Below are 20,524 nucleotides of genomic sequence, written 5' to 3' on the forward strand. Positions count from 1 at the left end.
TCACGCCGCTTGCAGGCCCTTAGCGATGTCATGGATGCTCACGCGCAGCATCGCCGCGAACTCGACGGTCGCTTGATCTCGATCACTGGATCGTTGGGACAGATCCGGGCCTTCCACGGAGAGCTGCAGGTCTCGATCCATCAGAGGACATCCGCCGCGTTGGCGCGGCGGCTTTTGAACATCGGCGTGCTCGACGTCGGCTCGAATGGCGACTTGAAGATCGGCCGCCTGCCACGCCCCGACGAAGCGGTTACGCTTGCCGATCTCCATTGGCGTCGCCCGTAGGCGGACGACACCATGAAGCGCACTTCTGCCTTCCCAGATCCCGTCTCGGCGATGTCTGACCCGCGGTTGTTCGGGCCGATGTTCGCTGGCGCGTCATGGGACGGCTGGCGCGCCGTCTTGCGCGGCGCCTTCGCTTTGCCGATGTCGCCGCGGGAGGTCACTTCTTCCGCGAGGTGACCGGTCGCGAGCCTCCGGCCAAGCGCGTCAAAGAGCTGGACGTCATTTCGGCCAGGCGCACCGGTAAGGATTCCGTCGCCGCTGCGATCGGCAGCTATGCTGCCGCCACGTTCCGGCCGAGCGGCAGGACGAGACCGGGCGAGAGACCTTTGGTCGCGATATTCGGCGCGGACCGATCTCAGGCCAGATCACTGCTCGGCTACATCAAGCATCTTGCGACCGCAATGTTTCCGGCGACGGGTGCGTGAACTTGGATCGCGACCACTGCTGTTTTTCTCAGTGGGCAGCGCGTGGTCGCGTCGGCGGCGGGCTTTGTCCTTGGGGCCCGCCGCTACTCTTTCCGATCGAGCGCGTGCGGAAGATCCAACCGCGCAAGTTGCTCGGGGAGCCTGGCGAGGTCGACCGTGGATGTAGCGGCGGCTTCGCTTGGCGACCTTTTCACGGCGTGCGATTTGATCTCGTTGGCTTCGTCGCGACACTGATCCTACGTGCGGTCCCAGGCGCGTTTGATGTCCGCAATGCGCCCGACAGCGGCGCACAAGCGGACATTGCACGAGGTCCGCGAAGGGCCAAGTCAAACGCTCACTTTCCACTTCGCGCTTGGTTACGGCTAGCGCGTGTCCCGGCGAAGTGTGAATCTCGCTCACCGACTCGGAGATACAAGAACTAGGCGCGGCAAGTATTCTGCCATCCCTTATAACGGCCAGTTCGCTCGTGCCCAGTCCACTATGTTCACCAGGTTGTCGCCACCGGATACGGAATTGTCGACGTCGCTATTGAAACTCACTTCGCCTGATGCCACTCCACACGCGCGCACCTGCGTCCCATTTTCGAACCATGCAAAAAACGGCCCGCCGGAGTTGCCATGGTTCAGACTGGCCTCCGTTTCGAGGGTCTGTCCATTATCATCTTCATAGTCGTCTTCCATTGGCTGGAAGTTTTGCACAGCGGGGCGTTCCCCACCACCGACGTCAAAAGGATAGCCAATGTTGGACCAGACGTTGAGATTTCGCCAATCGTCATCGAAGGAGGTCGTGCCGATATAGCCGAGCTGATGCCCGAGAGGTTCGAACAACCTCAGAACCGCGTAATCGTGCGATAGATTGAATTCGGAGTCGTCAGTTCCGTAGTGGCGCGCGTCACTAACGAACGAAGAACCGAACGGCTCTGTTCCATCGAAGTAGTGCGGCGTAAATTTCATCCACCAATTCCCGGTCGAAATGCTATTCCAGGGCAGGACATGACGGGCGGTAAGGACAAGCCGATCGCCGATCAGCACGCCGGAACCCGTGTCATTGTCACTCGTGATGATTTTTCCGGTCAGGAGCCACGGCCAACTCGTGTCAAATAGAATGTTGCGCCCGTCGCCGGGGAACACGGTGAGTGGTGTGACCTTGCGCCCTTTTTTATCGCGAATTTTGGGCTTCGGCGGGCGCACTCCAGTCTTGGGACATGTCGCTCTCCTCATGATGTCTCCCAGGGACGTGACCAGAGGGCCAAAATACATTTCTTCGGCATTCAGAGACGTGAAGTAGCTCACATCTAAATGTTTCAAAATAATGGGACTGACCACGCGATTGTCTTTCGGACAACTCGTCCGCTCAGGGTCAAAACCGGCAATGCTCTGAGTGAGCAAAGAATTTCTGCTTAGCCCCAAAAGCCGACATCTGCGCCTTTATGGTTGGGCCGCCGAGACTCAACCACCAGCATCAAGCGCCTCCATTGCGGCCTGCCATTCCGGCCGATCGTGCACGGCATTGGGGCAAGCCGGCTATGTGGGGCATTGCGCTTGCGGTCATCTGGCAGCAGGATCGGATGTCTATTTCGGCGATCGCAATATGGTTGCGCTGGGCTCCCGTTGATCGTTGTCGGCCTCGCACTCGTGTGCGTCGGCTTCATCTTCTGGCGCCGACGCGACAAGCAGAACGACGAAGTCGATCGCCCAAAAGAGATTTCTCCAATTGAAGATCCTGGGATTGCGGAACTGCTCGCCCGACTTAATGCGGTTGAGCCTGAGATGCGCGACGAGCGCAGCGAACATCGTGAGCCTGAGTAAGTGAGAGGCGAATGCTCCGATCTCCGCCCACCGTCACGACGCGATCTGCGCCGCATGGGCGCGAGGCCGCCGCCGTCATCACGCAGGCGCCGGGCTCCTGCGATCCTTCGGAACACGCCTTCATCGTCGCCGTGCGCGGCGCACTAGCGCTGCACAGGGTTGGTCTTCACCCTTGTCGTCGAATGGACGGCCAGGACATTGCACACAAAGCGCGTGCCGCTGTGACGCGCGCTGATAGCGCACACCACGTATTGGACGGCGAACAGGCCGCCAGCGATCCATCGGCTGGCCAGCGGTGCCCCAGCGTACCAAAGCGCGGCTGGCACCAGCGGAATGAGCAGCAACGACATTCCGGCGATGTCTCGATACATTAGGTACAGCTTGTGGGCCTGCGCCACCGCAGGATCGGTGCCCACAAGCCTGTGCAGCTTGTACCACTTCGCGTTTTGCTCGCCTGGATCGGTCGGTAGCGCGCCGACGTTCTTGGTCAGCGCCTTGATGTCAATACGGGCATCCGCCGGCGCGTATTCAGAGAATACCCGGCCGCCTGGGAGAGGGTTGGCGATCCTCCAGTTGACCAGCCTAGCCTTGGCATCATGCGACAACGCACCAGTAAGCAGAAGGACCGCAACCGGCAAGACCGCCGTTGAACTGGCTCGCAGGATGGCCATCGTGCTGGCGCTTACCAACTCGGGCGCGACGAAGAACAACACCACGGCGGCATCGAACACTGCCAGCATGACCAGCCACTTGATGTTGGCGGTCTTCAGGGCATCGGAGCGGCTTTTCATCCCCGGTATGTGAATAAGCGCCGCACTTTGACCCCCATCGGCTTCCAACATTGACCCCATATGCGATGGATTTTTCGCCGACGATCCAAGGGTTTCGTCATTACTGGCCGGGGTCAACCTTCGGTGCCGATAAGGGGTCAAACGGCGCGCGGAATGACACTATCGCAGCCCTCGCGCGAAGCCGGTGTCGTAGCTCTCAAGAAGGTGGCCGGGAGCAAGCCCGGCCACATCCAAGACAAGCCCGGCCACATCACAACAGGCAAACACAACCCGTGGGATACCAGGCCAAGGTCTTGCTCGGTTCGGGAGCTTTTTCGGGGCTCGAGCTCGGCGCCCATAGGTTGTGAATTCCGCAGATACCATCCAAGCAATCGGCTGTGCCTGCGCTGCCCGTATGGCACCATCACCCGCTGATTCGAAGGGCAGAAAATGAATAGTTGATCCTGAGGGACTTTATCGCCGGGTTGGGCGCTTGATTGAATCGCCCCTCAAGCGCCGCAGACTGCGAACCTCTCGCCAGAGTTTATGAAATGGTTCGGGCAGGTCAACGCGGTGTTGAAAGAAGCTGGCGATATCTTGATAATGACCGATGTCGCGGCGGCCGTAAGTGGGCTCCAGCAATTTGCGAACCGCGCAGAATACTTTCAGAAGATAATGCTCGGATTGTATCAGGCGCTTGCAATAACGGAACTGAAAGCCCCGCAAGTGCGCAAGGTGCCTTCTCGTCGGAAATGCCTTCGACGCTTTTTCAGCAATATCCAAGATACTTGGTGCCGCCCGCTCTGATGTGCTGATCGTAGACCCCTACATGGACGAATCCGTACTGACCGTTTTGGGACTTGTTTACAAGAAGCAGTTCCACTTCGGCTGCTTACGGACGAAAGTGGGGCAAGGCCAAGTCTCTCACCGGCTGTAGCCCCCTGGAAAACACAACATTCACCCGCCCTCTTGAGGCGCGTTTTGCGCCGGCAAGAACGCTCCATGACCGCGCGATCTTTATAGATCGCGCTCAGGCCTGGACCGTCACGCAGTCATTGAAGAACCTGGCGAAGCGATCCCCCGCTGAAATTGTTCGCGCCGTTGACACTGCCGCTCTCAAGATAGCGGCTTACGAGGCCATTTGGTCGCCTGCGAGAATTGCGTGACTGTTTCATGAACGATGAAATCAAAGCGGGTAGAGTTGGTCGTCTTAAATCCGGCGGACCTTTGCGTCCTCTAGCGAAATCACCGTCATCTGATCTCTCGCAATGGCCCGCGATCCGCTCAAACAGGGCCGCCGATCGCTGTTTTTAAAATGACGTAAGAATCCAGATAAAAACCACCAAATGTCATTACAATATCATTGGTGGCCGTTCGACGACTGGAATTCTCCGGCACATCCTTAGCATGAGCGAACTCGAAACGGCTGCCAAAAGACCCCGAGCATGACGGCTAGCGGACTAGTGGCGCCTTCGCGCAGCGGTGGCGCCAGCAACCTAACATTGTCCCTTGGTACAATGACCTAAGGGTCAAGCATCGATTACGTTGGTCCGTCGAACGACCGGAGCACGAGAGGATTATTCGTAAGGAATTTGATACGGAAGAGGACTGACCCATGTATGTGCGTACCACAACGGATCAACGACCTCGGCCCAATACGCTAGATGAATTTGGTTTATCGGGTGCATCTGCCCCATTTATCAGCCTAAATGAGTTCACATACCAGAAGGGCACCGAAATCTTCGGCGAAGAAGAGCCCGCCGTGTATGTCTACCAGGTCAAGCTTGGTGCGGTACGAAGTTATAAGTTGCTTTTAGACGGTCGGCGCCAAATCGGCGCCTTTCATTTAGCGGGCGATATTTTCGGGCTTGAAAACGGCGACAAGCATCGATTTACCGCCGAGGCCGTCGTCGAAACCATCGTGCGCCTGATTAAGCGCGAGAGCCTTCAATTGATGGCCGCAAAAGACGTTGTTGTCTCGCGCAACCTGCTTAGTATGACGACCCGCAACCTAGAGCACGCAGAAAACCATATGCTGCTCCTGGGCCGCAAGACCGCGGTAGAAAGGGTCGCTGCCTTCCTGCTTGAAATGGATTGCCGGACCGGAGCGGACAAGATGTCGCTCCCCATGAGCCGCCGCGACATAGCGGACTATCTCGGCTTGACACTCGAGACGGTCTCGCGCGCGCTGTCTCATTTGCGTAAAGCGGGCGTCCTTACGTTCCTAGACCACTATCAGCGCGAGATCATCTTAAACGACAGGCGGCGGCTTGCCGATTTCGATCCGCAAGGTTCGGCACAACCCTGATACCAAAAGGCGCGATGGGCCGTTTGGCGACGATGAGGGATACACAGTTCCTCCACATCGATGACCGCGACTGCTTAAGAGCTAAGCGATAAGTTCCGTTGATGTAGCTCATTGGTTTGCCGGCGATCTAGGTTCAAGGCTCTGCCATGAACAAGCCCTCCGAATCCGATAAGCCCGAGCCCAAGCCAACGCGCTTGGAGGAGGCTCGCCGGATTATTGAGGAGTACGCGAATGACCTTCGCGAGATTATAAGAAAATTCCGTGAGAAGATGAATTAAAGCCGCGCGCCTGGGCCTAAGGTCCGAACCTACGTGCTCACTCATTGCCGCGCAGTGAACGCTAGAACCGCGCTCATCGCGTAACTGCCTGTCCACACTTGGCCCGTGGCTGACCTCCGCTCAGAGGGCTGCAATGTCTGCTTTCAGGAGATAAGCGAATCAGGTCAAGCAGGTTGTCGAAGTTAGCCTGTGACCCTAAGGCGACATTGCATCCCTTCAATGAGCCGGCGCACGGCCAATGAGGTTCTTCACCGCAGTGCTCGTGCCTAGAGTTGGCCGCTTTCTGTGTCGCTCTATGCGACCCGCTTTATGCCGGGTGGCTGCCATGTCCCTTCACCTGGCGGCAAAATCGAAGGTGCTTCGGTCTTCGGCCAGTAGAGCCGCATGACGAGATAGATCGTGTCGTTCGGCGCCGGCAGCCAGTTTGCTTCCTTGTCAGCGCCGGGCGACTTGTTCTGGATGTAGAGCGTTAGTGATCCGTCCGCATTCTTTTTCATGTTCGGCAGCATCGGCGAGTTGATCAGATAGCGGTCGATGGGATTTTCGATCAGGAACTGGGACTTGCCGTCATACATCGTCAGCGACCAGAACGCGTTCACCGGTGGCTGCTGGCCCGGTGCAAATGTCAGGGTGTAACCGTTCTTGCTGCCGTCGAGCGTCTGACCATCGCTGTCGACGCGAGTGAACGGATAGGTCGCTTCCGCTGGGTCATTCCCATAAATGCCGGCCTGAGCGGCGACAGCGCGCTTCACCCAGTCGCCATTGTAGTGCGCGCTATCGCCTGGAAGACCGCTAACCCGCCAGCCATTGATCGTTTTGCCGACATTGGCGACCGCCTCGTCGACTTTCCGCTGGCCTTCCTTCATGCCAAGGCCGATCTCCAGCTTCTGCTCCAGAGGGAGGTCCTTGAAGCTGAAGGTCTTGCCAGGCCCGACGCCGATGCGTGCCAGCTTGGCGCGTATCTCCTTCTCATTACCCTGCGCCGGCGCGAATTGCAGCGCGAAGTCGAGATAATCGAAGAAGTTGGTCTTCACGAGTTCCTTGTCGACCTTCGGGAAGGCGATGATTGGCGCGGCCGGCGGCGGCGTGCGCTTCAGATAGCCCGAGAGCATCTGCACCTTGTAGCCGGCCTGCACCTTCTTGACGTTGTCGAGATCATCCGGGCCGAAAAGCTGGGTGCGATAGCCCGCAAGGGAAAACTGTGTGCTCGAACGAAACACCTGCTTGATGCCCGCCCGGGTATCGCCCTCCCAGTCGGGCCCGACCACCATGTAGTCGCCGGCTTCGCTCCCTGTGGCGCGGGTGCCGATATAGCCGAAATTGTAGGTATTACCGTCGCAGAGCATGACCGAGTAGTAGCGCTTCGGGTCGATTGCCGGCACCGAGAGCACCACCGGCTCCGCCCGCAAATCCAGCCACGCGAAGGAATAGGGCGTGTCGCTGTTTGGCGTTACGATTGCCGTATCTTTGTAGGTGAAGACGTTAGGTTCGTTCTTGATCTGATTGAACGGTGCCTTGAACTGTCCAGAACTCCGATCGATCGCGTATTCATGCATGACGGCATAGTTCATCACGATAGGCAGGCCGTAGATGAACCCTGCTTCGGCAATGTCTTTAGCCTTGAAGAAACCTGGGCGGTCGTCGCTGGTCTGTGCGTACGCGGGACGGACTTCGCCGTTGATGTCGCGATGACAGCGGAGGCGGCTGAACGAAGAAGATCGCGCTTAGTAAACATTTTCGGCAGTCCTTCCAGTGTTTTGTGCCAAACGCGCATGCTCACAGATCGAGTTGGCTTAAGAAGTTTCGCATCTCCCGGGATGGCTGACGATGCAAAATCGGCAACCCTAAGCGCGGCCCGGAGGTCCGTTGTTGGCCCATCAGCGAAGTAGCGACGCACATTGTTGAGGTTCGCTAGAGGCACGGTCGAACGAGATTGCCCAGGCAAAGTACCTTCTCGTTTCGACCCGAAGCGGACCTCTTGATCTAGATCAACCTGCTCTGCGTCATTCTGGCTTCGGTGCAAGTGCGCAAGCTTCAGAGGCGGAGTGGTCGCTGGGCCAGCTACTGGTACGGTTAAGCAAATCACACGGTTGACCGCGCCTTATTCATTGTCAGACGTATCCCGATCGCGAATACGACCAGTTTGGTGAGATGAAAAGGATGGAGCGGTCAGATGGACGGGCAACTCGTTGCCAGCATGGTCGCTCCGCTTTTTCGGGCCTGAGCCTGCACCAAAGGACCCGTTACCGAAAGATGCGCGAGGTGCTTAAAGGCGGCTGGCATCCTTGCGTTCCTGACTATTGCCGCCGCTATCGCCCGGCCGCGCGCAATGCCGAGCCGATCGACACCTCCGCAAGCCATGTCGGCTTCAGGTGCGTGCCAGGAAGAGGATCATCTCATGAGTAACGATAGGATGCCGGCCAACCCCGAGACGAACTCACGGCCAGCGGGCGCAGGATTGAAACGCCGCGATCTCTTGTTGAGTGGTAGTTCTCTCGTCGCGGCTTCGGCGCTCTCTGCCGTCGGTGCGACAAGTTTCGCTCAAGCGCAGCAGCCAGCAGCAGCCCCGGCGCCCGCGCCGGCCGGACAGCGGCCCAATATCGTCGTCATCATGGGCGACGATATCGGTATCTGGAATATCGGCGCTTACCATCGCGGGATGATGGCCGGCCGGACGCCGAACCTCGACAAGATTGCGTCCGAGGGCATGCTGTTTACCGATTACTACGCCGAGGCAAGTTGCACTGCGGGTCGCGCTAATTTCATTACCGGCGAGCTCCCGATCCGCACCGGCATGACGACGGTCGGCCAGGCCGGCGCCCCCACAGGCTTGCCTTCGGAAGCCGTGACGATTGCCACCGCGCTAAAGGGCTTGGGCTACGCCACCGGCCAGTTCGGAAAGAACCACCTTGGCGACAAGAACGAGTTTCTGCCGACGGTGCATGGCTTCGACGAGTTCTTCGGCTATTTGTATCATCTCGACGCGATGGAAGACCCGGCCCACCCGGCCTATCCGCAGGAGCTTTTGAACAAAGTCGGTCCGCGCAACATGGTCCATTCGTGGGCGACCAATGTGGACGATGCCACCGTGGATCCGCGTTGGGGCAAGGTCGGCAAGCAGAGGATTGAGGACGCCGGAACGCTCTATCCCAAGCGGATGGAAACGGTGGACGATGAAATCCGGGACCTTGCCCTAGGATTCATTGAAAGGGCCAAGGCCGAGAACAAGCCGTTCTTCTTGTGGCTCAATCCAACCCGCATGCACATCGTCACGCACTTGTCGCCGAAGTACCAGGCGATGCGCAACTCCAAGAACGGCTGGTCGATTCATGAAGCCGGCATGGCCCAGCTTGATGACGATATCGGGATCGTCATGCAAAAGCTCAAGGACATGGGTGTGGATGACAACACCATCGTTATCTTCACCACCGACAACGGCACCGAGGTCTTCACCTGGCCGGACGGCGGACAGACGCCGTTCGCGCAAAGCAAAGGCACGGTCATGGAAGGCGGCTTCCGCGCGCCAGCGATGATCCGTTGGCCGGGCAAGGTGCCGGCCGGCAAGGTCGAAAACGGCATCATCTCCGGGCTGGACTGGTTCCCGACCTTGCTGGCGGCCGCCGGCAACCCGAACATTGCCGACGAACTGAAGAAGGGCAAGTTCATCGGCGACCGCACCTACAAGTGCCATCTGGACGGCTACAATCAGATGGACATGATCACCGGGAAGGGGCCGTCGAACCGACACGAAATCTGGTACTTCGGCGAAAGCGAGCTGGGGGCCGTGCGCATCGACGACTACAAGTATCGTTTCATCGACCAGCCCGGTGGATGGCTCGGTGAAAAAACGAAGGTTGACGTGCCCTACCTGATCAACCTTCGCCTTGATCCGTTCGAGCGAACGGGCTGGCCCGATAGCGGGACCAAATACGGCGCGCAACAATACTTCGACTGGTTCAAATATGAGTTCTGGCGATTCGTGTTCGTCCAGCAGGAGGTCGAGAAACTGGCCATGACCGCCATCGAGTTTCCACCAATGCAGAAGGGCGCGAGCTTCAACCTCGATGCTGTGAAGGCGAAAATCGAGGCCGCAAGGACGGCGATGGCAAAATAAGATTGTTCATGATCGTCATGGTGCGGCGATCTACGTCTGGACCGCCGCACCTTGTGTCGGGGCTTGTCTCCTGGTGCCCCAAAGCGGACACGCCGACCTCGGTCAGCGCGGTAAGCTGGGTTGGAGCTATCCTATTCACAGAACCTCGAGGACAATCATCTTTCGGTGGTCTTTGCGGGACAGGCGACTGGGACGTACATCGATATCGGCGCAGGGGCATCCGGTAGCTGAGCTGTGCTTCGGAAGCTGTAGCGGCGCAACCGCGCTTCAGAGCCGTCCGTTGACCGGCAGCAGCGCGCCGGTAACGGCGCTGGCGGCGTCACTCGCCAGGAAGAGGATGACATCGGCGAGTTCCTTTGGCGCGACCCATTTGGAAGAATCGGCCTTCGGCATGCTGGCGCGGTTTGCCGCGGTATCGATGATCGAGGGCAGCACCGCATTGACGGTGATCTTGCCTTTCAACTCGGCAGCTAGTGACTCCGTCAGCTTATGCACGCCGGCCTTCGACGCCGCATAAGGACCCATGCCGGGGCCGGCCTGCAATGCGCCCGTCGCACCGATATTGACGATGCGGGCCGCCCGCGAGATGAGAAGATGCGGGATCGCTGCGCGCGAAGCATTCAGCGCGGTCTCGACATTGAGAGCATGCATGCACTGCCAAACCTTGGGATCGCCGTCGGCAATGGTCTCGAAGGCAAATCCGCCAGCAATATTGATTAGCGCGTCGATCGCGCCAAAATGCGCAGCGGCGGCATCGATCGCCTCTTTCGCCTGTGCCGCATCGGTCAGGTCGATGCGGCCGAATTCGATCCGCTGGGCTGTTGCGGCGAACTGCGACTCAGCATGATCGATACCGGCGACTCGCGCGCCGCGCGAAAGGGCTTCCTCGGCGACCACCTTGCCAAGCGCGCCCAGCGCGCCGGTGATGATAAAGACGTTACCCTTCATGGCGATCTCCGTGCGAATGAGAATGAATCGACGCCGCAGTCACTATAGTCAGCAGAGCTTCAAAATGTGCGCCGCCCTGGCTGAGATCGACCGCGACGATACCGGGATAAAAGGCCGACGACGCCGGGCATCCGCCCAGGCTTGCGGCGCATATCATTGGCGCTGATCTGCCACAGTCACGCATCACGTCTTCCACTTGATCATCGTCCGCAGGATGCTCATTGGGCGGCCGGCGTAGGGCGGCTGAAATAGCATTTGGATCGGCGAGAGAGGACCTTGATAGAAGACCGGGCGCAATTTTGAAAAGGTGTTGAACCCCTCGCGCGCGTGGTAATGGCCCATACCGCTCGCACCGATCCCACCGAATGGCAGGTCGTGCTGGCCGACGTGCAGGAGAGCTTCATTGACCGATACGCCACCCGACATCACCCGCGAGATGTAGAAGTCGCGCAGCTCGGCATCGGAGGTGAATGGATAGATTGCCAACGGTCGGTCGTGACTATTGATATAGTCGGCGACCTCCCGCCGATCTGTATAGGTCTTGATCGGTAGGATCGGGCCAAAGATCTCGCGCTGCATGACAATCATGTCGTCCGTCGGATTTAGCACGAGATGCGGTGGAAATTTGCGCTGCTTCGTGTCCGGAATCTGCCGTTCCGCAAGATTGACCAGGACTGCACCCTTTGTACGGGCATCCTCCAGGGTCGCCTGCAGTCGCGTGAAGGACGGTTCATCGATGATCGACGTGTAGTCTTGACCGTTGATGTCCGGGAAGCGCTCGGCAAATAGCTTGCGGCAATGATGGACGAACTCGTCCTCACTCCCTTTGGGCAGAAACATGTAATCGACATTCGTACAGATCTGACCGGCATTGAACATCTTCACCCAGAGAATGCGCTCTGCCGCTGTCTTGACCGGGAAGTCAAACCCAACAATTGCAGGTGCCTTGCCGCCCAATTCAAGCGTGACAGGAGTGAGGTTACGGGCCGCGTTTGCCATGACTGCGCGACCGGTCGCGCCGGATCCCGTGAACAGCAGATGGTCGAAGGGCAATGACGAGAATGCGGGTCCTCGTCCGCCGCCATCCTCGAAAAAGGCAAGCTTCTCGAGCGGGAAATACTTTGGCGAGACACGGATCAGGACCTCGGCGAGCGCTCTTGAATTTTCCGACATCTTGACCATCGCACGATTGCCGGCGGCCAGAATTGCGGCGAGCGGGCAGAAGCTTAGGTTAAGCGGAAAATTCCAGGGAACGATGACCCCGACGACGCCGAGCGGCTGCGGGATGACGCGGTTGCGCGCGAGCGGGTAGGTCATGAAGTCGACGTGCCTGCGCTGCGGTTTCATCCACTTTTTCAGGTTCTTTCTGGCGTCGGCGATTGTTTCCAGGACAACGAAATATTCGGCGAACAGGGTCTCGAATTCAGACCGGTTGCCATAGTCGGCGTTAATCGCTGCAGCCAGCTCGTCCTTGTTGTCCTTCAGGAGTTGCCGAGGGTCTTCAGGTCAGCAATGCGCTGATCGTAGGATGGCTCGGGCGCCGCCAAATAGGCCGCCCGCTGCGTGGCGAAGCAGGACTGCAGTTCAGCGGGAATGTCGACGGAACGGAAATTGACAGGCACGTTCATGATGTTCGCTTTCTCTGGGTTTCGCGTGTCCTCCAGGTGGATAACCAGGGCACGTGCTAGCCATGACCGTGTCAACTCCAAGTTCAGTGCATGCTTGCGCTCGCATGGACGGAGCCCAGCCTCTCATCCATGATCCGCTTGATGGCGCGAGCGCAGCAGCCGCACTGGGCGCAGCATCCCAGGCAGGCATACACCTCGCTCATGCGGGGCCGTCGCGCTTCTTTTATGACCACTGACCGAACCTGGTGGTCGCTGAACACATTGCAAGAACTGACGATCATAGCCTTCTCCTAACCAATACCAATGAGTCGGATGAAGATCGCCACAAGCGCGGTGCTCCAGCCGCAAGCACGATGGTTTCCGCTCGGCTCATCTCGGCGTGGCCAAGAGGCCGCTCGCGGACCAGATGGTTACCCATTCCAGTTCCTTCCGAGGCATCGCGAACGCTTGCTGCGGCGCCTCGACGACGCTACCCGCGTTCAGGTGGCCTTCTGCTTAGCTTCGGTCTGCAGGTCTGCTTCGGTGAAGCCACGGCCGCCGGGGCGGAGCGCTGAATGTTCGCGCTTTGAGTGGACGAGCGGGTAGAACATCTGCGTCGTCCAGCGCTCCGGGCCAAACAGGATGTCGTCCTGCAGGCCGACCTTGGCGGGATATTTGCGTGTGATATGCGCCGTGCCGAACAGCACGTCCCAGAAGAACAGCAGGTTGCCGAAGTTGCCCTTGTAGTGGCCAATGCCATCTTCATTGGTGAGCGCATGGTGCGCCTGGTGCGTGGCCGGCGTGGAGATGGTGCGCTCCAGCACCCACATCAGCGGATGCAGCGCGCGGACGCGGTACAGCGGCGCATCCCACGCCCAAGCGCAGTGCGCGCCCAGGATGACCGCCAACTTGATCACCAGATACGCCGCATAGACTGGGCCGAAACCCAGGTACACCGCCACGCCGCCGATCCACAGGCCCGGCATCATCAGGTAGTAGAAGAAGTTGTTGCGGTAGGTGATGCGCACACTCATGTAGGCCGCGCTGTGGTGCGCGCGGTGCAGCGGCCACAGCAGGGGCGTGTGTGAGGCGCGGTGCCAGAGGTACTGCGTGAGGTCATCGCCGATGAGCAGCATGCCGAACATGGCCCACCATGGCAGGCTGGCCCAGGCGTTGTGCTGCGCCGGCATGAGCCAGTTGCACAGCGCGTTGCTGCCGAGCAGCGCGATCGGCTGGGTGATGGCGAGCAGGCTAACAAACATCAGCACTTCCAACCAGGCGTCGTTGGCTGTGGCGTTGCCGCGCACCGTCTCTTGATACCGCCGGGTGACGAACTCCATGGCTACGAAGCCCAGGATCCAGGTGCCAATCAAGAGGTACTGCAGTTGCGAGCTCATATGGACGTCTCCTGCCACTCTGATGTTTTGAATTGTGGAACGGTCTAAGAGGCTCGCTTTATTGCGTCCAATGCATAATACTCATTATTTTGATGCATGGAGTGCAATGCCATGAATCTGCGCCGCCTGAACCACGTGGTCGCCCTTGCCGACACCCTGCACTTCGCCCGCGCCGCCGCAGCCGCCCACCTGAGCCAGCCGGCCTTCAGTCGCAGCATCCAGGCCATCGAGAACGACCTGGGTATCCGCCTGTTCGACCGCGACGTTGGTGATGTACGCCCCACCCGTGCCGGGGAATTCGTCATTGAGCGGGCGCGCAAGCTGCTGTTCGAGGCGCGTTGCCTGCAGCGCGACGTGGAACTTTACCGCGACAGCCAGCTCGGGGACACGGCCTTCGGCGTCGGGCCGCTGCTGACGGCCACCCTGATGCCACGCGCGCTTGTGGCGTTGCGCCGCCTGCACCCGCAGGTGGCGCTGCGCATGGAGGTCGGCAACTGGGTGCAGTTGCTGGAGAGCTTGCGTACCGAAAGCATCGAGTTCTTTGCCGCCGATGTCCGTGACATGCCTGGGGATGCCGCGCTGGACATCCAGTTGATCGGGGGGCAGCAGGCCGGCCTGTATGTGCGGGCAGGACATCCGCTGGCCGGGCGCGAACACATGCTGCAGGACGTCTGGACGTACGGTCTGGCCGCCCCGAAGTTGCTGAGCCCCTCAAAGGTGGAACTCGCCGCCCTGCTGGGCCTGCCTGCGGGCCAGGAGGCCGCCCTTGCGCTCGAGTGCGACAACTACGGTCTGCTCAAGACGGTCGCGCTCACCACGGATACCGTTCTGGGTGCGACGAACGCGGCGGTACGGGGGGAGCTGGAATCCGGCGCGCTCGTCCGGCTTGTCGTACATGGCTGGCAGTCGCCACCGTCAAGCACGGGCATCGTGTGTTTGCGAGGGAGAACCGCGTCGCCGGCAGCCAAGGCAACCGTAGCAGCGATTGTGCGGGCAGCGGCCGAGATCAACGTCTAGGCGCCTTGTCGCACTCGACGCATCGCCCGGTGCGGATTACCGGCCTGTCCATCATGACGACTGTTTCGAAGTGATCGACCAGGCGCCGGAGTCTGCTTGTGGCCGATTGTGTTGCAAAAGTCGAAAGTTGCAGGGCTCAAGATTTTTCGCGAAAACACTTCGTATGACCTCAATCGCGCTACCGAAGTCGCCTGTGAATTTTGCGTGAGACCCTGAGGTCCCTCGCATCTTGTACGCGAAAGTCGCGCGCACAGCCCGCAGAATTTTGGTCATCGGCGAAAATCAACTTTTGCAACAATATCGGGCCCACCTCAGACACCGAGGACGGTGGACAAAGCCTGCTCTTGCTGCCAGAGCGGAAGTGCCGAAGATGAGCTGCGAGTTCAGCTAATGGACCCAATCCGGACATATCCTTCACCGGTGGCAAGTAGCCGCTCTGGGTGTCCGGTAAGGCCGCCGCCTCACCGGACAGATTGAGCCTCAATCGCTTTAGTTGAATGTTTGCAGCCTTAATTTGAGCGATCCGTCGGCTTGGCGTTCGAAGACGTGCGTCGCCAAACCACTGAAGGGAGACGGCTTGCCCTCCTTGTCCTTACCCGTGGCGCTCCACTTGGCTGTGCCGAAAACAACCTTGTCGTCTCCGCCGGCGTCGATCATCTCCAACTTGTGATCAGTCACACCGCTCGCGAAGAGTCCGGCAAAGAACTTCTCGATCTCAGCCGGACCCGACGCGACCTGATGTGTCGGCGGCATCAATTTTGCCGTCGCGACATAGGAGGCGCCGATGGCTTTCTCGTCGTGTTTGTTGAATGCGGCATCCCAAGCGGCGTAAGCCTTCTCCACGTCCCCCTTGGCGTCCCCGGCCAACGAAATTCCCGGCGCGCCGAGCAGACAAATGACTAGTGCTGATGTTCGAGCCAACTTCATAGGATACTCCTCTGTTGGATAAATGCGTTTCCCGATTGCTCAGATAATCAATTCGCGCGTTTGCGCCGGCTACGCTCCCGCCAGCAGACGACACAGTCGCCGGTCGCGCTGTGGGCCGGCTATTGGTTCATTGGGGAAGAGGTGCAGGCGATGGTAACTTCAATGGCGCCGGTCACCTCAGGAGTCCATATCGCACGCCATGACACCGCTATTGCAGCCGGTGACATATGCGCCGAACTTCAACCACCACGATTAGTTCTACGACGCAACATCATCATTGCCAGGGGACTCCATCCAATAGTTCGCGGAACAGCAATTCCGGGCGATTACCGTCAACCACGTTGACAAAAGGAAGCGGCGGCACACGCATTGCCCAGGCCGGAAATCCCGGCGCTGGGCGCGGTAATTCGCATTTTTGCCCCCTGCTGACCGTCAACCGAACGCGGGGTAGTGGTTCGCTTTCAAGCCAAGAGCGGAGCCGCGCACAATGTCTTCGTTCCATCAAATGGAACCAGCGGTATTCTTTGAAAGTGCGCGAAACATTCTCGCGTCTGTGTAACTTAAGCTAAACGTGGGGCCAAATCGAAAGGTCGCGATATGGAATCGACCAATCGAATATCGGACCACATCGACCATAAGACTGCCCGGTCGATCTGTGACGAGGTGGGTGACAGATTGCAACAGAACTTATCTCGAGAAACCTCGCCTCTGCCGCCCTACCTCGAACGTCTAGTCGATGAATTGCGCAAACAGGAGCGTCATCCAATTGATGGCGTCGCAGCGCCTGCTAACCGTTTCCTTCATGCGACGCGGCGGGTAGTCGCGGCCGTCTGAGCGCGTAACGAAGAAGCCGTCGCGGCGCTTAACCCGGCGACGGCTTTTCCGCTAATCTTTTTGCTGAGCCATTCCAGGCCGGGCTGCGAACTCTCAGGCAGACCTCATTTGTGCGATGCAGATCGAGCCGCTGAATGGCTTTGAAGATCAAATGCATGCAGTTGTTGCCGGTCCAGAATGTTGATTTCGCGATGGATGACGTCCGTAAATTCCAGGACGCCCGCCCGACGCAATCGCGACAATGCGCGGGAAACACTTTCGATGGTCAGCCCAAGATAGTCCGCAATATCACAGCGCGTCATTGGCAGCGCCATCACAGCGGAAGCGCTGCTTCGCCGATCCATCTCTGTTAAAAAGGCCGCGACCCGTTGGACGGAGTCCTTGCGGCCCAGAAGAAGCATGTGATCTTCGGCATGTTGCAGATTTTGGGTGGTTAGGCTGAGTAGTTCTCTCGCGAGGACACTGTCACTCTGGGCAACCTCATCAAGCCTTTGGCGACTCAACAGCCGAACGCTGGTCCGGACTACAGCTTCTGCTGTGAACCGGTGCAAATCGCCGTTCACCAATCCGAAGATGTCCCCAGGCAGATGAAATGCGGCTACCTGTCGCCGCCCATCGTTGAGCATTTTGTAGCTCCGAGCGACGCCTCGCTTGATCTGGTATATGTACTCGGCCGAATCTCCCTCGGCGAAGATTACCGTGCGTTTCTTGTAGGTGAACTCGCTCAGGCAAACGAGCTGATTTGAGCTACTCAATATACCGAAATCAGCGAGCCTAGTTGGCCGATGAGCCCCATCGCTGGAAGTGTGCACAAACATGGCCGCCTCCAAACTTGGACCGCTTCAATTTTCGAGCCTAATTCATGCCTGCCCCCAAGATCATTGTACCAAAGGACATGAGGCAATTAGTGCGCTTTGAGATTTAGAGAACAACGGGGGGCCTTAAGCGCGCTCGCATGAGCAATGAGATTCACGCGCGCTACCTCGCGGGCGATGTCGGCTGATACCCCAAGCCGAACAGCGTTCAAGCCATTGAGATGTCGGCTGTGGGAGGTAGAGCAGACTCTGGGCAGCACCGGCGTTCACCGCCGCTTGTGACCCTCAGCAGACCTGGCCGGCAAAATGCTTCCGCGAGCTTCACTTTTTGCGCACTTTCCTGCATAGTTCGGCATGGCAAAAGTAAAAGTGAGTTTTAAACCAATCCGTAAGTCTGACGGCGACTGGGCCGTCGTCGCCGAGTACCCAGGCGCCGACCCTCGAGAAATCACGGGTTTCACAAGCAGGACCGAAATTGACGATTGGATGAATGGAGAGCGTCGGATCGAGTGGCTCCGATCCCAGGGTTACGCGAAGTGACTTAGTGACTCGATATGGCCCTGATCGATGAGTGCAAGGATCTAGTAATGACCGAACAAAAGCGCTCTGCCCAGCAGCGGGTAGCCGACGAGGCGGACCGCAAGGCGCAAAACCCCAACGGAGCGCGGCAAACGATTGCGGACAGTCAGGCCGATCCAGAGTTTCAAGAAAACCACAGACGTCTCAGAGCGGAGCGGCTAGCGCGAGAGGTCGAGGGCAAGGCCGGCAGGTGAGGCGTTTCGAAGTTCAATTCAGGGACCTGGGCAAGCTCGACAAAGCTCAATATTTCTGGCCGGGCTCAATCGGTCGTTTGTAGTTCAAGCTCGATCTTGCCGGCGGAGGCCTGATCAAGCGGTTTAATTTGCTTCTTGAGCAGCTTCCTTCGAAGCCGCGTACCTCTTGGAACGGCCCGTAAAGAAAAGTCGATCTGCGTCGTCTCATCGCGGCCGCGACCGCATCCCGTGACAACTAAGGGCTCAGATGCCGTCGATTGCAGTTTACGACCTTAGCGAACAGCAGCGGACATTGGTGCGCCTAATCGTCAACGATGGGAAAAAGCTCGAAGAAGCGGCGGAGCTCGCCGATTATCATCGGAAGTCGGTCTGTAAGACAATGCGACTGCCCGCTGTCGCAGCCGCGATCTCGGAATCGATTTGGCTTGATCTCCGGTGGTCGGCGCCTCGCTTGCTTATCGAGTGGCCAAGTCGCTCCTTCAGGATGCGAGTGTTAGCGCCCGTGCGGGCGAATCTTTTAATTAGAGTTTTGGACCGGGCAGGGCACATTCTTACTCGGATGGAAACGTCGTCACAACAGAAAGTGTTGTCGGAGATGTCTCGCGACGGAGCTTGCTACTTTCATCCGAACAACCAAGCTGAGATCGACAAGGTGGAGGGCGAACTGGCATCGCGGGCTAAGGACGTTTCCAATGCTTCGATAAAACCATGGCGTGGTTCGCCGTGCGTGGCCGCGCCGGCTTGGCGAGCGGCGCGGCTGTAGAAGTAAGGCACAGAGGAGATTGGCTTACTTCATGCTACCCGGCGCCACCTTCGTGCCGCCTTGGTCGCTGCCGGGACCAGAGCCGCCTTGGCCGGACGCATCGGGTTTCACCATGCCGCCCTTGGCCATGCCGTCCTTACTCATACCGGTGGTGCCCTTGGTCATCGAACCCTTCTCCGTGTTGTGCACGCCCGGTTTTTGCATGTTGCCGGATTGCGGAGCGGGGCCGGAAGTCTGAGCGAAGGCGTAGCCGCACATGAGACCGAGGGCGGTGGCAGCGATAATGATCTTCTTCATCGAAAACTCCTGTTTGGCTTCGTAGGGGCCAACGAGAGCGCGGAAATCATGTTCCTATTGACTCTGGTTCTTATTTTGTTCTAGTTTCCTAGGATGCCCCATGCCTGACCTCAATTACATCCGCTCCGAATAGGGCGCATGCGTATGCAAATCGGCCGCCAACACAACGAGATCCTGCAGCTCAAGCGCGCCGGCATCTCGACTGCCTCGCCTAAAACCCTTCTTCAGCGGATGCAGGTTAAGGTCGAGGGCTTGTGTGCTGAGCGGAATCGGCCTGTGCGAAGGAAATGTCCGGAAGGCCGGTCCTACACCACCGGGATGCCCATCAAGGGCACGCTAGCTAACCGCCGGATGTGATGGATAACCTCCGGCGATTTCCGGCGCCGTGGGTGACGGTGGAAGAAGAGCAGTGCTATTTATCGTTTCCCGTCGAAGCCGTCCTGGATGTCACGAAATCGCTTTTCACTCCTTTCCGGGTAGTATGGATTCCAGGACCTGCCTTGCTGCTCCCTTAATCACCCCGGTCTCGTTGGGGTCGCCTTTCAATAAGGCCAGTGAGAAATTCTTTGCCTGCTGCAGCGTGATGTGCGGCGGCAGCGGCGGCACCTCAGGATCGGTCTTCACCTCCAGTACCACGGGCATCTCGCTCGCCAGCGCCTGCTCCCAGGCCGAGCCGAGCAATTGCGGGCTATCGACATAGATGCCAGTAAGGCCGATCATCTCGGCAAAGCGCGAATAGGGTACGTCGGGGATGCGCTGTGAGGCTTCGAATTTAGGGTCGCCATTGATGATCCGCTGTTCCCAAGTAACCTGGTTGAGGTCTTCGTTGTTAAAGACACAGACGACGAAGCGCGGATCGCGCCAGGATCGCCAGTATTTCGCGACGGTGATCAGCTCGGCCATGTTGTTCATTTGCATGGCGCCGTCGCCGACCAGCGCGATCACGGGCCGGTCCGGATGGGCATATTTCGCCGCGAGTGCGTAAGGGACCGCCGCGCCCATCGAAGCGAGGCCCCCGGAGAGCGAAGCCATCATGCCCCGCCGGATCTTGAGGTCTCGCGCAAACCAGTTAGCACAGGAGCCGGAATCGCTGGTGATGATGGCGCGTTCCGGCAGACGCGGCGACAGTTCCCAGGCGACGAGCTGGGGATTGATCGG

At 58.8% G+C, this 20,524-nt stretch carries 18 protein-coding genes and 2 pseudogenes; 8 read left to right on the top strand and 12 right to left on the bottom strand.

What is annotated here, in order from left to right; translation table 11 throughout:
* The gene (locus OWC48_RS43510) at window positions 1–270 is read right to left on the bottom strand and encodes a hypothetical protein (protein ID WP_282525533.1); all 270 of its coding nucleotides are present in this window, start codon (window positions 268–270) and stop codon (window positions 1–3) included.
* 110 nt (window positions 271–380) lie between these two features.
* Here OWC48_RS43510 and OWC48_RS43515 point away from each other — a divergent pair, with 110 nt between their 5' ends.
* Window positions 381–710 (top strand): hypothetical protein, encoded by a 330-nt coding sequence (locus tag OWC48_RS43515; RefSeq protein WP_282525534.1) that lies wholly within the window; start codon window positions 381–383, stop codon window positions 708–710.
* A gap of 446 nt (window positions 711–1,156) precedes the next feature.
* Here the strand turns inward: OWC48_RS43515 and OWC48_RS43520 are convergent, their stop codons facing one another.
* Entirely contained in the window at window positions 1,157–2,098 is a 942-nt protein-coding gene (locus OWC48_RS43520; RefSeq protein ID WP_282525535.1) for a serine protease, read from the bottom strand.
* Between the two features lie 222 nt (window positions 2,099–2,320).
* Here OWC48_RS43520 and OWC48_RS47610 point away from each other — a divergent pair, with 222 nt between their 5' ends.
* Window positions 2,321–2,518 carry a hypothetical protein gene (locus OWC48_RS47610; RefSeq protein WP_282525536.1) on the top strand — a complete coding sequence of 66 codons (198 nt, stop codon included), beginning with the start codon at window positions 2,321–2,323 and terminating at the stop codon, window positions 2,516–2,518.
* A 143-nt stretch (window positions 2,519–2,661) separates the two neighbouring features.
* Here the strand turns inward: OWC48_RS47610 and OWC48_RS43530 are convergent, their stop codons facing one another.
* Window positions 2,662–3,360 carry a hypothetical protein gene (locus OWC48_RS43530; RefSeq protein ID WP_282525537.1) on the bottom strand — a complete coding sequence of 233 codons (699 nt, stop codon included), beginning with the start codon at window positions 3,358–3,360 and terminating at the stop codon, window positions 2,662–2,664.
* 474 nt (window positions 3,361–3,834) lie between these two features.
* Between OWC48_RS43530 and OWC48_RS43535 the strand changes: the two genes are divergently transcribed.
* Entirely contained in the window at window positions 3,835–4,095 is a 261-nt protein-coding gene (locus OWC48_RS43535) for a hypothetical protein (protein WP_282525538.1), read from the top strand.
* 808 nt (window positions 4,096–4,903) lie between these two features.
* Window positions 4,904–5,596, top strand: a complete 693-nt coding sequence (locus OWC48_RS43540) for a helix-turn-helix domain-containing protein (RefSeq protein ID WP_282525539.1) — start codon at window positions 4,904–4,906, stop codon at window positions 5,594–5,596.
* A 571-nt stretch (window positions 5,597–6,167) separates the two neighbouring features.
* On the opposite strand, the pseudogene OWC48_RS43545 reads toward OWC48_RS43540, so the two are convergent.
* Window positions 6,168–7,609, bottom strand: a pseudogene (locus tag OWC48_RS43545) (DUF1254 domain-containing protein).
* Between the two features lie 521 nt (window positions 7,610–8,130).
* On the opposite strand from OWC48_RS43545, the pseudogene OWC48_RS43550 reads away from it, so the two are divergent.
* A pseudogene (locus tag OWC48_RS43550) lies at window positions 8,131–8,280 on the top strand (SUMF1/EgtB/PvdO family nonheme iron enzyme); the annotation flags it as partial.
* Window positions 8,273–9,988: an arylsulfatase gene (locus OWC48_RS43555; RefSeq protein ID WP_404979915.1), complete on the top strand. Its 1,716-nt coding sequence runs from the start codon at window positions 8,273–8,275 to the stop codon at window positions 9,986–9,988. The pseudogene OWC48_RS43550 and the gene OWC48_RS43555, both read left to right, overlap by 8 nt.
* 267 nt (window positions 9,989–10,255) lie before the next feature.
* Here the strand turns inward: OWC48_RS43555 and fabG are convergent, their stop codons facing one another.
* From fabG to OWC48_RS43575, 4 genes are all read right to left on the bottom strand, one after another.
* The gene (gene fabG / locus OWC48_RS43560; protein WP_282525540.1) at window positions 10,256–10,936 is read right to left on the bottom strand and encodes a 3-oxoacyl-ACP reductase FabG; all 681 of its coding nucleotides are present in this window, start codon (window positions 10,934–10,936) and stop codon (window positions 10,256–10,258) included.
* A gap of 183 nt (window positions 10,937–11,119) precedes the next feature.
* Entirely contained in the window at window positions 11,120–12,421 is a 1,302-nt protein-coding gene (locus OWC48_RS43565) for a coniferyl aldehyde dehydrogenase (RefSeq protein ID WP_306664740.1), read from the bottom strand.
* Window positions 12,418–12,564 carry a hypothetical protein gene (locus OWC48_RS43570; RefSeq protein WP_282525541.1) on the bottom strand — a complete coding sequence of 49 codons (147 nt, stop codon included), beginning with the start codon at window positions 12,562–12,564 and terminating at the stop codon, window positions 12,418–12,420. The genes OWC48_RS43565 and OWC48_RS43570 overlap by 4 nt, the downstream gene beginning before the upstream one ends.
* A 479-nt stretch (window positions 12,565–13,043) precedes the next feature.
* A complete protein-coding gene (locus OWC48_RS43575; RefSeq protein ID WP_282525542.1) occupies window positions 13,044–13,940 on the bottom strand; it encodes a sterol desaturase family protein in 897 nt (298 codons plus the stop codon).
* A 111-nt stretch (window positions 13,941–14,051) separates the two neighbouring features.
* On the opposite strand from OWC48_RS43575, the gene OWC48_RS43580 reads away from it, so the two are divergent.
* A complete protein-coding gene (locus OWC48_RS43580; protein ID WP_282525543.1) occupies window positions 14,052–14,957 on the top strand; it encodes a LysR family transcriptional regulator in 906 nt (301 codons plus the stop codon).
* Between the two features lie 489 nt (window positions 14,958–15,446).
* On the opposite strand, the gene OWC48_RS43585 is transcribed toward OWC48_RS43580, so the two are convergent.
* Entirely contained in the window at window positions 15,447–15,884 is a 438-nt protein-coding gene (locus tag OWC48_RS43585; RefSeq protein WP_282525544.1) for a nuclear transport factor 2 family protein, read from the bottom strand.
* 938 nt (window positions 15,885–16,822) lie between these two features.
* A complete protein-coding gene (locus OWC48_RS43595; protein WP_282525546.1) occupies window positions 16,823–17,536 on the bottom strand; it encodes a helix-turn-helix domain-containing protein in 714 nt (237 codons plus the stop codon).
* A gap of 584 nt (window positions 17,537–18,120) precedes the next feature.
* Between OWC48_RS43595 and OWC48_RS43600 the strand changes: the two genes are divergently transcribed.
* Window positions 18,121–18,306: a hypothetical protein gene (locus OWC48_RS43600; RefSeq protein ID WP_282525547.1), complete on the top strand. Its 186-nt coding sequence runs from the start codon at window positions 18,121–18,123 to the stop codon at window positions 18,304–18,306.
* Window positions 18,307–19,093: 787 nt separating this feature from the next.
* Here OWC48_RS43600 and OWC48_RS43605 read toward each other — a convergent pair.
* Both OWC48_RS43605 and OWC48_RS43610 read right to left on the bottom strand, forming a co-directional pair.
* Window positions 19,094–19,366, bottom strand: a complete 273-nt coding sequence (locus OWC48_RS43605; RefSeq protein WP_282525548.1) for a hypothetical protein — start codon at window positions 19,364–19,366, stop codon at window positions 19,094–19,096.
* Window positions 19,367–19,828: 462 nt separating this feature from the next.
* Window positions 19,829–20,524, bottom strand: a 696-nt coding sequence (locus OWC48_RS43610) for a thiamine pyrophosphate-dependent enzyme (RefSeq protein ID WP_282525549.1), incomplete at its 5' end; no start/stop codon positions are given.

Origin of the sequence: Bradyrhizobium sp. Arg816, assembly GCF_029989365.1 — a bacterium.
GTDB lineage: Bacteria > Pseudomonadota > Alphaproteobacteria > Rhizobiales > Xanthobacteraceae > Bradyrhizobium.